Origin of the sequence: Pseudomonas sp. BJa3, from assembly GCF_026343815.1 — a bacterium.
In the GTDB taxonomy this organism is placed as follows: domain Bacteria; phylum Pseudomonadota; class Gammaproteobacteria; order Pseudomonadales; family Pseudomonadaceae; genus Aquipseudomonas; species Aquipseudomonas soli.
In genome coordinates, this window is the sequence record NZ_JAOXMC010000015.1 from 85,314 (window position 1) to 98,539 (window position 13,226).

A 13,226-nucleotide genomic window follows, 5' to 3' on the forward strand; every position below is an offset into this window, starting at 1 on the left:
AAGACGTTCCGAAAACCCGGCGGTGAAAATCCGATCGACCTCTGGCCGCACCTCGACGTCCCATGAAAGGACGCTGCACATCCCCCGAGGGCAACCAGGAGGCGAGCCACTCATGAATGACCGCATCATTGAACTGTTCACCGATACCACACTATTCGGTATCTCAATCCTCAACCTGCTGCTGGCGTTGGGCGTCGCCACCCTGACCTTTGTCGCGGCGCGGGCGGCGATCAGCTTCGTGCAGCGGCGGGTACGGCGCTGGTCGGAACACGACGGCGCGTTCAGCCAAGTGCTGGCCAAGGTGCTCGACGGCACCAGCAATGCCTTGCTGCTGCTCGCCTCGCTGCTGGTGGGCCTGGGCATGCTCGATTTGCCCGAGCGTTGGCTGGCCCGGGTGGGCAGCCTGTGGTTCGTGGTGGCGGCGCTGCAGATCGGCCTGTGGGCCAACCGCGCCATCGCCCTGGGCCTGCGCCGCTATTTCGCTCGGCACGGCGGCGACGGGCTGAACCAGGGCAGCGCGCTGGCCACCCTGTCCGCCTGGGGCGCGCGGGTGCTGCTGTGGTCGGTGGTGGTGCTGGCCATGCTGTCCAACCTGGGGGTGAACATCACCGCCTTCGTCGCCAGCCTCGGGGTGGGTGGCATCGCCGTGGCGCTGGCGGTGCAGAACATCCTCGGCGACCTGTTCGCCTCGCTGTCGATCGCCGTGGACAAGCCCTTCGAGGTGGGCGACTTCATCGTCGTCGGCCCCCTGGCCGGCACCGTGGAGCATGTCGGGCTGAAGACCACGCGCATCCGCAGCCTGGGCGGCGAGCAGATCGTCATGGCCAATGCCAGCATGATCAGCAGCACCATCCAGAACTACAAGCGCCTGCAGGAGCGACGCATCGTGTTCGAGTTCGGCTTGTCCTACGACACCCCCACCGATGCCGTGAAGAAGGCACCCGGCATCATCGAGGAGGCGATCAAGGCACAGGGCCAGGCACGCTTCGACCGCGCCCACCTGCGTGGCTTCGGCAAGGAGGCGCTGGAGTTCGAGTGCGTGTATATCGTCAAGGACCCCGGCTACAACCTGTACATGGATATCCAGCAGGCGATCAATTTCCACCTGCTGGAGCGTTTCTCCAGGATCGGCGCCAAGTTTGCCGTGCCGGTGCGGGCGATCAAGGTCACCGCGCTACCCCAAGAAGACATGCTGCGCTTCAAACAGGCCTGAAAGCCTTTGGCTGGTGATCAGCGCCATAGCGTCATCAGGGCGCCTCGTGCGCCGGTCACCGGATCTTGCGCTGGCCTGGGCACGGCGGCGATGCGCGCCAGCGCCTGGTCGTGCGCGCCATCCTCGGGTCGTTGGATGACGTACTGCTCCTGCCCCAGCGGGTAAGCCCCCACCACCAGGAAGTCATCGCTGTGCTCGACACAGCAATGGCCAGTGCCAGCCGGCAGGACCAGGACATTGCCCGCTTTCACGGTCAACGTCTGGCCGCCCGCGCCGCCCAGTGTCACCCGCGCCTGCCCGCTGGCGACACCCAGCACCTCATGGGCATTGGGGTGGAAATGCTGGTACTCAAAAATGCCGTCGCGCCACAACGGCGTCCAATGGTGGGCGGCGAACAATGCCTCGAACGCGCTGGCGTTGTCATCGGCCGGTGCAAGGCGCAGGCGGTAGAGCAATACGGCGAAGCGGCTGTTCGGCGTCGCGCCGTCATCGGCGAAATGCAGCGTCCTCTGCGGCTGGGTGGTGCTGTCGAGGGTAAACATGAGGGCCTCGCGATGAAGTTGGGCAATACCCTTGAGAATACGAGCCAGCTTCGAGGTTCATGCCGGGCGACCAGCTACACCCAGTGAAACTTTCGCCTGCGCGATCCAGTCCAGACCCTATCCATCACTGACAGGGACACGACGATGACAACGACGGTAGGTGACTTCCTGGTCGAGCGTTTGTACCAGTGGGGCGTGCGGCGTATCTATGGTTACCCGGGCGACGGCATCAACGGTGTGTTCGGCGCGTTGAACCGGGCCAACGGCAAGATCGAATTCATTCAGGCCCGCCATGAGGAAATGGCCGCGTTCATGGCCAGCGCCCACGCCAAGTTCACCGGTGAGCTGGGCGTATGCATCGCCACCTCGGGCCCAGGTGCCTCGCACCTGCTTACCGGCCTGTACGATGCGCGCATGGATCACCAGCCGGTGCTGGCCATCGTTGGCCAGCAGGCACGAGCAGCGCTGGGCGGGCACTATCAGCAGGAGCTGGACTTGCTGTCGATGTTCAAGGATGTGGCCGGGGCGTTCGTGCAGCAGGCGTCCACCCCTGCCCAGGTACGCCACCTGCTCGACCGCGCCGTGCGCACGGCCGTGGGCGAGCGCCGGGTAACCGCCATCATCCTGCCCAATGACCTGCAGGACCTGCCCTATGAAGCGCCCGCCAGGGCCCACGGCACCGTGCACTCCGGCGTCGGCTACAGCAAGCCGAAGGTGCTGCCCTACACGTCTGACCTTCAGCAGGCCGCCGATGTGCTCAATGCCGGTCGCAAGGTGGCCATCCTGGTCGGTGCTGGCGCTCTGCAGGCGAGCGAACAGGTGGAGGCGGTGGCCGAAAAGCTCGGGGCGGGCGTTGCCAAGGCGCTGCTGGGCAAAGCCGTGCTGCCGGATACCCTGCCCTGGGTCACAGGGTCCATCGGCCTGCTCGGCACCGAGCCCAGCTACAAGCTGATGACTGAGTGCGACACCTTGCTGATGATCGGTTCGGGTTTTCCCTATTCCGAATTCCTGCCCAAGGAAGGCCAGGCTCGCGGCGTGCAGATCGACCTGCAACCTGACATGCTCAGCCTGCGTTATCCGATGGAGGTCAACCTGGTCGGCGACGCCGGCGAAACCCTGCAGGCGCTCTTGCCATTGCTCGAGCACAAGCCCGACCGGCGCTGGCGCAAGAAGATCGAAGGCTGGCGCGCGCGCTGGGACAAGACCCTGGAAAAACGCGCCCTGGCCAAGGCCGACCCGATCAACCCGCAGCGGGTGGTGCACGAGCTCTCCCCGCGCCTGCCGGATGCGGCCATCGTCACCAGTGACTCCGGCTCCTGCGCCAACTGGTTCGCGCGTGACCTGATGATCCGCCAGGGCATGCAGTGTTCGTTGTCCGGCGGCCTGGCGTGCATGGGCGCCGCCGTGCCCTATGCGATCGCCGCCAAGTTTGCGCACCCGCAGCGCCCGGTGATTGCCCTGGTGGGCGACGGTGCGATGCAGATGAACAACCTGGCCGAGCTGATCACCGTGGCCAAGTACTGGCAGCAATGGGAAAACCCCAAATGGATCTGCGCCGTGTTCAACAACGAGGACCTCAACCAGGTCACCTGGGAGCAGCGGGTCATGGAAGGCGACCCGAAATTCGAGGCGTCCCAGTCCATACCCGATGTGCCCTACCACCTGTTTGCCATTTCCATCGGCCTGCAGGGCATCTTCGTCGAGCGCGAAGACGAGGTCGCCAGCGCCTGGGAACGGGCCCTGGCCGCCGACCGCCCGGTGCTGATCGAATTCAAGACCGACCCCAACGTGCCGCCGCTCCCCCCGCACATCAAGCTGGAACAAGCGAAGCAGTTCGCCAGCACCCTGCTCAAAGGCGACCCTGACGAGGCAGGGGTAATCGTGCAGACGGCCAAGCAGGTACTGGGGACGCTGTTACCTGGCAAGCACTGATGTCCGGTGCGCGGCGAGGCCTTCCGGCAATCCGTTGGAACTTCGCCGCACGCCCGGGGCCTGCCCTATCAAGCCTATCAATAAAGGAAACACGACGATGAGTGCACAATTGAATGGCAAGCGCGTGGCCTTTCTGGTCACCGACGGGTTTGAACAGGTGGAGTTGACCGGCCCTCGTGAAGCCCTGCAAAAGCTGGGCGCGGTGGTCGATATCCTGAGCGAAAAAGATGGGACTGTACGCGGCTGGAATCACGACCAGCCCGCCGACGAATTCCCGGTGGATGCCACGTTCGAAAGTGCCCGGCTCGATCTGTACGATGCCCTCGTGCTGCCCGGCGGCGTGCAGAACTCCGACACCATTCGTCTGATACCCGGCGCCCAGGAATTGGTCAAAAGCCATGACTCTGCAGGCAAACCGTTGGCGGTGATCTGCCACGGTGGATGGCTGCTGGTCTCGACCGGCCTGGTCAAGGGCAAGCGAATGACCAGCTACAAGACGTTGCAGGACGACATCCGCAACGCCGGCGGCAGCTGGATCGATGAAGCGGTGGTGGTGGATGGTAACCTGATCAGCAGCCGTACGCCGGACGATATCCCGGCGTTCAACGAACAGTTGATCGCTGCGCTGGGGCGCTGACATTGCCGCACGGCCCCTGCCCCGCGCCAGCGGTCGGGGGCCATGCTTCCCCGCATGACAACCTAATCAGGCCAATTGGATATACACCGAGTAACTCCCCAGCAGCACCCAGAACACCAGAAAGATCCACGGAGTACGCAGGGAAAAGAGCAATGACTTGCGATGCCCCGCACGTGATGTTTCGGCCTCGCAGAACAGGGGCGATTCGTCATAGGCCAGCCCCATCAAGGGCTCGCTGCGCAGCAAGTGGCTCTGCTTGAGTTGCCAGTGATCGATGATGTTGTACGCCGCGCGAATACCTGGCCAGGCATTGAGCGAACTCAGCACGCCAAGCAAAGCAAGGAACGCGGGCACGATCAGGGTGAACATCTCCCCCCACCCTTGATTGAGGTTGCCCATGGACGAGACGAAAGCGATAACCAGAAACGACTGGGCGGCCAGATAGGCGTCGGTACGATTGGCCAGGATGCTGGTTTCGTACTGGATCTCGCGCCGATAGAAGTCCAGACGCTCCTTGGGCGAACCGAACATCCTGGCGTTGTGCTCGGTGATTTCGTGTTCGGGGGTCGATGGGGTGATGATTCGAGGCACACGGCTCTCCTGCAATCAAGCTCCGGGCAAGTAAGAAATCGAGGAGCTTGATGCGGTAGAACCGGCAATGCAGGGCAAAATTCAATCCATTTTGGCGTTGACCTAATCGGCGCAGCGGCCCTGCTCTCAGAGATCCAGGGCTCCCCTGAGCAACGCGTTGAGCATCCCCGCCACATCATCCCCCTGCTCGTCCAGCACACGCAGCGGGATGCCTTGCAACGCGGCTTGCGGTCCAGCTACCCCGGTGAGGGCCAGCGGGCAGGCAATCTCCAGCTGCAAGGCCCGCAGCCGCTTGGCCAGCCCGGCGTTCACCGGGCCTTGCACGGCAATCACCAACGCCGCTGGCTGAGTCGCCGCGCACACCAGGGCGAGTTCCTCCAGCGGCTGCCAGCAGCCGAGCACGTCGACGCGCTGTTGCTCGCTGCTGAGCAACAGGCCGGTACACAGCAACGGCAGTTCGGCAGCCCCTTCGGTACCGGCCAGCAGCACCCTTGGCGCATCGGCCTGGTTCATCTGCAGGCGCAGCAACAGGCGTGCGCGCAGGAAGGTGTCAAGGAACAGCCACTGACTGCGCTCACCGAAGGCCCTGCCCGCGCCCATCGCCTGCCAGACCGGCAGCAGCACTTCGCGCAGCACGGTGGCCTTGGGCAGGAGCGTGAACAACTGGCCATGGACACCCTCCAACCCGCGCGTATCGAACGCCATTGCCGCGCGTTTCAGGGCCGCGCGCCAGTCTTGGAAGGCCGAATCCTGCTGCACCGGCGTGTGACGCTGAGCGGCGAGCATTTCGCCGACCTTGCTGATCGGCAGGCCGTTGGCTGTCCAGTGCAGGATGTCGCGAATGCGCTGCACGTCGCTGGGCGTGTACAGGCGATGACCACCGTCGGTACGTTGCGGGCTGATCAGGCCGTGACGTCGCTCCCAGGCGCGCAAGGTCACCGGATTGATGCCAGTCAGGCTGACCACATCGCGCATGGGCAGTAAATCGGGTGAGGTGACTTCGGTCATCAGGAGGAATCATCAGAAAGATGGCCCATTCTAAACCCATACGCTCTTTCTGCGGCGAGCTCAGATAGGCCATTATGTACAGAATCGCGCCGGCGCTTCGTATTGTTGCGCCCGCCATACAGCTCAGCTTTTCATGGGTGTCCCCAATGATCAACGCAAAACTCCTGCAACTGATGGTCGAGCACTCCAACGATGGCATTGTCGTTGCCGAGCAGGAAGGCCGCGACAGCATCCTGATCTACGTCAACCCCGCCTTTGAACGCCTCACCGGCTACTGCGGGGACGATATCCTCTACCAGGACTGCCGCTTCCTCCAGGGCCAGGATCAGCAGCAGCCGGGTATCGCCGTGATCCGCGAGGCGATCCACGCGGGCAAGCCCTGCCGTCAGGTGCTGCGCAATTATCGCAAGGACGGCAGCCCGTTCTGGAACGAATTGTCCATCACCCCGGTACATAACGAGGCAGACCAGCTGACCTATTACATCGGCATTCAACACGATGTCTCGGCGCAGATCGCTGCCGAAGAAAGGGTGCGCGAGCTGGAGGTCGAGGTCGCCGACCTGCGCCGCCAGCTGGCAGCGGTCGGACACTGAGCAAAATATCTGTACAAGAACGTTGACTTGTACAGATTTAAACGTAGGCTTCTTCTATACCTGTACAAAAAATTTGTTTGTACAGGATTTGTCGGAGCCGAGCATGTCAACGTACCTGCAGAATTTCGCCGAGCGCTTCGCCCAGCTCGATGGGCAGCACCTCGAAGCGCTAGAGAACCTGTACAGCGAGAACGTCACCTTCCGCGACCCGCTGCATCGGATTGACGGGCTGAGCGAGCTGCGGGCGTATTTCGCCCATCTGTACGCCAACGCCCATGACATCCGCTACGTATTCTCCGGTGCCGACGAGGTGAGGACCGGGCAAGGGTACCTGCGTTGGACCCTGCAATTTCGTCATCCGCGGCTTGCAGGCGGTCGCCCGGTTTCCCTGCAAGGCTGCAGTTACCTGCAATGGCATGACCGGGTGCATTACCACCAGGATTTCTTCGACGCCGGCGCGCTGCTCTACGAGCACATTCCGCTGATGGGGGGGGCGATTCGCTGGCTCAAGGGGCGGTTGGCATGAGCCGCTGCTGGTTGACCGGTGCCAGCAGCGGCATCGGTGCGGCGCTCGCGCAGTGCCTGCTGGAACAAGGCCATCAGGTTGCCCTTGGCGGTCGCCGGGTCGAGCAACTGGTGCCCTTTGCCGAGCGCTTTCCCGGGCAGGTGCTGCTGGCCAACGGCGATCTGGACGATCCCGAGCAGGTCGCGCAGATAGCAGACCGCATTCGCCAGGCCTGGGGCGCCCTGGACATGGCGATTTTCAACGCCGGTACCTGCGAGTACCTGGAACCGGGCCGGTTCGACCCGGCGCTGGTCGAGCGCGTTATCCGCACCAATGTGCTGAGCCTCAGCCACTGCCTGGCGGTCGCCCTGCCCCTGCTGCGTGCCGGTATCGGCCCGCACCTGGTGGTCATGGGCAGCTCGGTAACCTGGCTGGCCTTGCCCCGCGCCGGCGCTTATGGCGCATCCAAGGCCGCTGTGCGCTACCTGGTGGAGTCGCAGCGCATCGATCTGGCGCAAGCCGGCATCGACGTCACGCTGATCAATCCAGGCTTCGTCGACACACCGCTGACGCGTCGCAACGACTTCCCGATGCCTCAGCTGTGGTCAGCCCAGCGCGCCGCCCGGCACATCGTCAGACGGCTGCCGCGTCGGCCGCTGGAAATAAACTTCCCGCGCCTGTTCACCTGGGGGTTGCGCCTGCTCGGAGCGCTGCCGGCGCAAGCGCGCCTGGCATTGGGCCGGCGCCTGGCTCGTCAAGAAACGGACTGATCAATCATGCGTATAGCCATCATCGGCAGCGGCATCGCCGGCCTGACCTGCGCCTACCTGTTGTCGCGCAAGCACGAAGTAACGGTTTTCGAGGCCGCCGGCTGGGTCGGTGGCCACACCCACACCGTCGACGTGGTGTGGCGCGGTGAGCGCCATGCCATCGACACGGGGTTCATCGTGTTCAACGACTGGACCTATCCCCATTTCATTCGTTTGCTCGAACAACTCGGGGTCGCTTCGCAGCCGACGCAGATGAGTTTTTCCGTGCATGATCCGCTCAGCGGCCTGGAGTATAACGGGCACGATCTGAACACGTTGTTTGCCCAGCGCCGCAACCTGCTGTCACCAGGGTTCTGGGGCATGCTGCGCGATATCCTGCGTTTCAACCGGCAGTCTCTCGCCGACCTGGAACAGCAGCGGATCGAGCCCACCACCACATTGGGCGCGTACCTTGATGAAGGAGGTTACGGCCAGCGTTTCATCGAGCATTACATCGTGCCCATGGGCTCTGCGATCTGGTCGATGTCGCGAGCCGACATGCTCGGTTTCCCGCTGGCATTCTTCGTGCGTTTCTGTCGCAACCACGGCTTGCTGTCAGTGAACCAGCGCCCGCAGTGGCGTGTCGTGGCGGGCGGCTCGCGCAGTTATGTCGCCCCGCTGTGCCGCCCCTTCGCCGAGCGCATCCGCTTGGGCTGCCGGGTGCACCGGGTCGGTCGCGACGAAGGCGGGGTTACCCTGGTCAGCGACGCCGGTACCGAGCGCTTCGACAATGTGGTGTTCGCCTGCCACAGCGACCAGGCCCTGGCGCTGCTGGAAGCGCCGAGCGTGCACGAACGTTCAGTGCTGGGCGCCATCGGCTATGCCGAGAACGACGTGGTGCTGCACACCGACAGCCGCCTGCTGCCACGCCGTCGCAACGCCTGGGCCAGCTGGAATTACCGCCTCGGCGGCCCCGAACAGGCGCCAGCTGCGGTGACCTACAACATGAACATCCTGCAGGGCATTGAAGCGCCGACGACCTTTTGCGTCAGCCTGAATCAGACCGCGCTGATCGACCCCGCGCAGATCCTCGCGCGGTTCAGCTACGCCCACCCGCAGTACAGCCTGGCGGCGTCCGCCGCGCAGGCTCGGCAAATGCAATTGCAAGGCCAGCAACACAGCTACTTCTGCGGCGCCTACTGGGGCAATGGCTTCCACGAGGACGGGGTGGTCAGTGCGTTGCAGGTCGCCAGGCATTTCGGAGAGCAACTGTGAACAGTGGCCTATGCCAGGGTTGGATCAGCCACCGGCGCCTGAGCCCACGGGCCCATGCCTTTCGTTACAGGATCGGCATGTTCTACCTGGATCTGGATGAACAGGCTGGCTGGCTGGGGCTGTCTCGTTGGCTGGGGCGTTGGCGCCTGGCCCCGCTGTGCTGGCGCGAAGCCGACTACCTGCCGAGCCTCACCCGCCAAGGTCTGCCGCTGGCCCAAGCCGCGCGACTGCTGGTGAGCCAGGCCACCGGGCAAGTGCCTGACGGGCGCGTGTACCTGCTGACCCAACTGCGTTGCTGGGGGCTGTCGTTCAATCCGGTGAGCTTCTATTTCTGCCATGACCGGGACGGACACCTGGCGGCAATTCTGCTGGAAGTGCGCAACACCCCGTGGCGTGAGCGTTTCCACTATGTGCTACCGGTACAAGGTGATCTGACCAGGCCATTCGCCATGGCCAAGGCCTTTCATGTATCGCCGTTCCTGCCCCTGGACATGGACTATCGGCTGCGTTTTCACCTGGACCAGGCGCAGGTACGCATTCACATGGAGAACTGGCAAGGCGAGCAGAAGGTCTTCGAAGCCGACCTGGCCCTGAAACGCCGCCCCCTGGATGGCAAGGACATACGCGCCTACGTCCTGACCTTCCCCTGGATGAGCCTGCGCACCGTCTGGGCCATCTACTGGCAAGCCCTGCGCCTGTTCATCAAACGCACCCCCATACACGACCACAGCGCCAGCCGGGGCGACCTGGCACTCGGCCACCCCTGCGAGGACCCCGATCATGTCCAATCCGACCCTGAGTGTTAGCAAGTCTGCGGGCTTGGCGCCGCTGCTTGGCAGCCTGGCGCGCAACGCCGTGCTCGCCCAGCTGGGCAAACTGCGTCACGGCCATCTGCGCCTGCTCTGCCACGGTCGCCAGTGGACCTTCGGCGACCCTGGCAGCGCCCTGCAGGCCGAGATAGAGATACTCGAGGATGCCGCCTGGAGCCTGATCGCCGGCAATGGCTCGATTGGCGCGGGCGAAGCCTATATCCATGGTTACTGGCGCAGCCCGGACCTGGCGTTGGTCACCCGTCTGTTCGTGGCCAACCTCGATGTGCTCGACGCCCTCGAGGGCGGCCTGGCGCGCCTGGGACGCCCTGCCCTGCGGCTGCTGCACCGGCTAAACCGCAACAACCGCAGCGGCGCTCGACGCAACATCCTGGCCCATTACGACCTGGGCAATACCCTGTTCGAGCAACTGCTTGACCCGACCATGATGTATTCGGCCGCGCAGTTCGAATACCCCGGGCAATCGCTGGAGCAGGCGCAGCAGCATAAGCTGGAGCGCATCTGCCAAAGGCTTGAGCTCAGCGCGCAGGATCACCTGCTGGAAATCGGCTGTGGCTGGGGCAGCCTGGCAATTCATGCCGCCACCCGCCACGGTTGCCGGGTGACCACCACGACACTGTCGCACGCGCAGTACACCTACACCCTGCAACGGGTGAAGGACCTCGGGCTGGAGCAACGGGTGACCGTGCTGTGTGACGATTACCGCGACCTGACGGGGACTTTCGACAAACTGGTCTCCATCGAGATGATAGAAGCGGTGGGGCACCGCTACTTGCCCGTGTACTTCCGCCAGTGCGCGTCACTGCTCAAGCCTGACGGGCTGATGTTGCTGCAGGCCATCACCATTCGTGACCAACGCTACGCCCGGGCGCGCCGCTCGGTGGATTTCATCCAGCGCTACATCTTCCCCGGCGGCGCCCTGCCCTCGCTGAGTGTGTTGCTGGACACCGCCAGCCGGCGCACCGCGCTCAACCTCGTGCACCTGGAGGATTTTGGCGTCGATTACGCCATCACCCTGGGGCATTGGCGCGACAATCTGCGCCAGGCACGTGGCACGCTGGCGGACCTGGGCTACGACGAGACCTTTCAGCGTTTGTGGGAATTCTACCTGTGCTACTGCCAGGGCGGCTTCGAGGAACGTGCCATCGGCGTGGCCCAGTTACTGTGGGCGGCGCCCCAGGCGCGGCGGGCGCCGTTGCCCGGGCAATGACGATGCCCCGCGCCTGGCTGATCGCCAATGCGCTATGGCTGCAGGTTGGCTGGTGGGCCTGCGTGCTGGGCGCCAAGGTTCCCTGGCTACTGTTGTTGGTGCCGCTGGGGATGGCGGTGCACCTGACACTGTGCGCGGCTCGCGGCAGCGAAGTTCGCGCACTGTTGCGCGTGACCTTGGCCGGTTGCGTGCTTGATAGCCTGCTGGGGGCGATCGGCTTGTTTCGTTTTGAAGCATGGCCACTGCCATTGTGGCTGGTATTGCTGTGGCTGGTACTGGCCAGCGGCCTTCGCCACAGCCTGGCGTGGGCGGGCTGGCCGTTCTGGCGCGGCGCGTCAGTGGGCGCGCTGGGAGGCCCGCTGGCGTACCTGGGCGGCGCCAGGCTAGCTGATGTCACCTTGCCCCTGGGGGCGGTGGTGACAAGTTTGCTGCTGGTGCCGATCTGGGCCCTGGCCCTCCCCTTGCTGGTGCGTCTCGCCGCGCGGCGCTGAGCGGCGGCAGCGTTCAGAACAATAGCGCACCTGCGCCCAGCACCGCGCCCAGCGCTTGCGCCAGGCGAAAGGCTGGCCGCACACCGCGCATATTTTGCTCGGGAGATGCCGCTTCTTCATAGGTCCTGGCCGGCATCGAGCCGCGCCAGCAGCGTTTCACCGCGTTGCCACACACCCTCGCGACGGGCAGGCGCCATGCCGTCCAGGCTGCGATACACCAAGGCCAGGCGGGGGTTGCCTGAAAGCTGGGCGCGGTGGCGAATGAGAAAATGCCAGTACAACGCATTGAACGGGCACGCGTCTTCACCAACCGCCTGATCCACCCTGAAGCTGCAGGCCTTGCAGTGATCGGACATGCGCTGGATGTAACGACCACTGGCGCAGTAGGGTTTGGAACCCAGGTAGCCACCATCGGCGTGCATCACCATGCCCAGGGTATTGGGCAGTTCTACCCAATCGAACGCATCGATGTACACGGCCAGGTACCAGTGGCAGATCGCGGGCGGCGCGATGCCGGCTAGCAGGGCAAAGTTGCCGGTGACCATCAGCCGCTGGATGTGATGTGCGTAACCGAGGCGCAAGGTCTGTCCGATCGCCTGCGCCATGCAGCGCATGCGCGTCTGCCCACTCCAGTAGAAGCCCGGCAGGCCGCGGGTGTTGCCCAGGTGGTTGAGCCTGGCGTACTCGGGCATACGCAGCCAGTAAATGCCACGCACATACTCGCGCCAGCCGATCAACTGGCGGATGAAGCCCTCTGCGGCATTGAGCGGTACCCGGCCCTGGCGCCAGGCGCTTTCCACGTCTTCACAAAGGCAGCGCACATCCAGTAGCCCTATGTTCAGCGCCGCGCTGATGCGCGCATGGAACAGGTAAGGCTCGCCTTCAGCCATTGCGTCCTGGTAGTCGCCGAACGCCGCCAGGCCGAAGTCGAGAAAATGCTGCCAGAGCTGTTGGGCTTCGGTATGGGTCACGGGATAGTCGAAACCGTCGAGTTCGCCGTAGTGGTCGCTGAAACGCTGGCGTACCAGGGCCACCACGCCACGGGTTATGTCATCCTGTGCGAAATGCGCCGGGAACGGACCGCGCAGGCCGCGCGCCAACGGCTTGCGATTGTCGTTATCGAAATTCCATGCGCCCCCCGCCGGGCTGCCGTCGGGCTCCAGGAGCAGGCCGCAGCGCTTGCGCATGCCGCGGTAGAAATGCTCCATGCGCAGTTGGGTACGGTCCTGGGCCCAGCGCGCGAACGCCTCTCGCGAGCACAGGAAACGGGTGTCGCGGTGCCACACCAACGGTAGCCCCGCCTCGCGGAGCGTCTGTTCCAGGCGCCACTCACCGCACTCGGTCAAGTGAACCTCGCTGGCGCCCAGAGCCTGCTGCCAGCGCCGCAGTTCGCCGGCAATGCTGGCACTGTTGCCGTCGGCGTCCAATTCGACGTAGTGCACCTGCCAGCCACGTGCCCTGAGCGCCTGGGCGAAATGACGCATGGCGCTGAAGACAAGCACGATTTTTTGCGGATGATGCGGCACATAGCGCGCCTCACCTTCCACTTCGGCCATCAGAATCGCATCGCGGGCCGGGTCAAGCGCGGCGAGACTGGCCAGGTCGAACGACAGCTGGTCGCCCAGCACCAGGCCCAGACGCATCGCCGAA

15 protein-coding genes are annotated in these 13,226 nt (G+C 64.2%); 10 read left to right on the top strand and 5 right to left on the bottom strand.

The genetic code is table 11. The features are described from left to right. The first annotated feature begins 112 nt into the window (after positions 1 to 112). Positions 113 to 1,213, top strand: coding sequence for a mechanosensitive ion channel family protein (locus OH705_RS19265; RefSeq protein WP_110604655.1), 1,101 nt, complete (start codon positions 113 to 115; stop codon positions 1,211 to 1,213). 17 nt (positions 1,214 to 1,230) lie between these two features. Here the strand turns inward: OH705_RS19265 and OH705_RS19270 are convergent, their stop codons facing one another. Continuing rightward, positions 1,231 to 1,755, bottom strand: a complete 525-nt coding sequence (locus tag OH705_RS19270; protein WP_267302776.1) for a cupin domain-containing protein — start codon at positions 1,753 to 1,755, stop codon at positions 1,231 to 1,233. A gap of 144 nt (positions 1,756 to 1,899) precedes the next feature. Here OH705_RS19270 and OH705_RS19275 point away from each other — a divergent pair, with 144 nt between their 5' ends. Both OH705_RS19275 and OH705_RS19280 read left to right on the top strand, forming a co-directional pair. Next, the gene (locus OH705_RS19275; protein ID WP_267302777.1) at positions 1,900 to 3,687 is read left to right on the top strand and encodes a thiamine pyrophosphate-requiring protein; all 1,788 of its coding nucleotides are present in this window, start codon (positions 1,900 to 1,902) and stop codon (positions 3,685 to 3,687) included. A gap of 97 nt (positions 3,688 to 3,784) precedes the next feature. Then, positions 3,785 to 4,324, top strand: a complete 540-nt coding sequence (locus OH705_RS19280; RefSeq protein WP_023630686.1) for a type 1 glutamine amidotransferase domain-containing protein — start codon at positions 3,785 to 3,787, stop codon at positions 4,322 to 4,324. Between the two features lie 66 nt (positions 4,325 to 4,390). Here OH705_RS19280 and OH705_RS19285 read toward each other — a convergent pair whose 3' ends face one another. Together OH705_RS19285 and OH705_RS19290 are read right to left on the bottom strand one after the other, a co-directional pair. Then, positions 4,391 to 4,915 (bottom strand): hypothetical protein, encoded by a 525-nt coding sequence (locus OH705_RS19285; protein ID WP_023630687.1) that lies wholly within the window; start codon positions 4,913 to 4,915, stop codon positions 4,391 to 4,393. A 126-nt stretch (positions 4,916 to 5,041) separates the two neighbouring features. Next, entirely contained in the window at positions 5,042 to 5,923 is an 882-nt protein-coding gene (locus OH705_RS19290) for a MerR family transcriptional regulator (RefSeq protein ID WP_038706152.1), read from the bottom strand. A 146-nt stretch (positions 5,924 to 6,069) separates the two neighbouring features. Between OH705_RS19290 and OH705_RS19295 the strand changes: the two genes are divergently transcribed. The 7 genes from OH705_RS19295 to OH705_RS19325 all read left to right on the top strand — a co-directional run bounded on the left by OH705_RS19295 (position 6,070) and on the right by OH705_RS19325 (position 11,576). Next, positions 6,070 to 6,516: a PAS domain-containing protein gene (locus tag OH705_RS19295; protein WP_110604651.1), complete on the top strand. Its 447-nt coding sequence runs from the start codon at positions 6,070 to 6,072 to the stop codon at positions 6,514 to 6,516. Positions 6,517 to 6,619: 103 nt separating this feature from the next. Further along, positions 6,620 to 7,042: a nuclear transport factor 2 family protein gene (locus tag OH705_RS19300; protein WP_267302778.1), complete on the top strand. Its 423-nt coding sequence runs from the start codon at positions 6,620 to 6,622 to the stop codon at positions 7,040 to 7,042. After that, entirely contained in the window at positions 7,039 to 7,791 is a 753-nt protein-coding gene (locus OH705_RS19305; protein WP_094009953.1) for an SDR family NAD(P)-dependent oxidoreductase, read from the top strand. The genes OH705_RS19300 and OH705_RS19305 overlap by 4 nt, the downstream gene beginning before the upstream one ends. 6 nt (positions 7,792 to 7,797) lie before the next feature. Then, entirely contained in the window at positions 7,798 to 9,045 is a 1,248-nt protein-coding gene (locus OH705_RS19310; protein WP_023631986.1) for an NAD(P)/FAD-dependent oxidoreductase, read from the top strand. Continuing rightward, positions 9,042 to 9,851, top strand: a complete 810-nt coding sequence (locus tag OH705_RS19315; RefSeq protein WP_038706154.1) for a DUF1365 domain-containing protein — start codon at positions 9,042 to 9,044, stop codon at positions 9,849 to 9,851. The genes OH705_RS19310 and OH705_RS19315 overlap by 4 nt, the downstream gene beginning before the upstream one ends. Then, entirely contained in the window at positions 9,826 to 11,085 is a 1,260-nt protein-coding gene (locus OH705_RS19320; RefSeq protein WP_267302779.1) for a class I SAM-dependent methyltransferase, read from the top strand. Before OH705_RS19315 ends, OH705_RS19320 begins: the two co-directional genes overlap by 26 nt. Before the next feature lie 2 nt (positions 11,086 to 11,087). Beyond that, positions 11,088 to 11,576, top strand: coding sequence for a DUF2878 domain-containing protein (locus tag OH705_RS19325; RefSeq protein WP_038706156.1), 489 nt, complete (start codon positions 11,088 to 11,090; stop codon positions 11,574 to 11,576). Here OH705_RS19325 and OH705_RS19330 read toward each other — a convergent pair. Together OH705_RS19330 and OH705_RS19335 are read right to left on the bottom strand one after the other, a co-directional pair. Beyond that, a complete protein-coding gene (locus OH705_RS19330) occupies positions 11,469 to 11,696 on the bottom strand; it encodes a DUF2256 domain-containing protein (RefSeq protein WP_267302780.1) in 228 nt (75 codons plus the stop codon). The genes OH705_RS19325 and OH705_RS19330 overlap by 108 nt on opposite strands. Then, a complete protein-coding gene (locus OH705_RS19335) occupies positions 11,693 to 13,219 on the bottom strand; it encodes a cryptochrome/photolyase family protein (RefSeq protein ID WP_267302817.1) in 1,527 nt (508 codons plus the stop codon). The genes OH705_RS19330 and OH705_RS19335 overlap by 4 nt, the downstream gene beginning before the upstream one ends. Positions 13,220 to 13,226 lie beyond the last annotated feature (7 nt).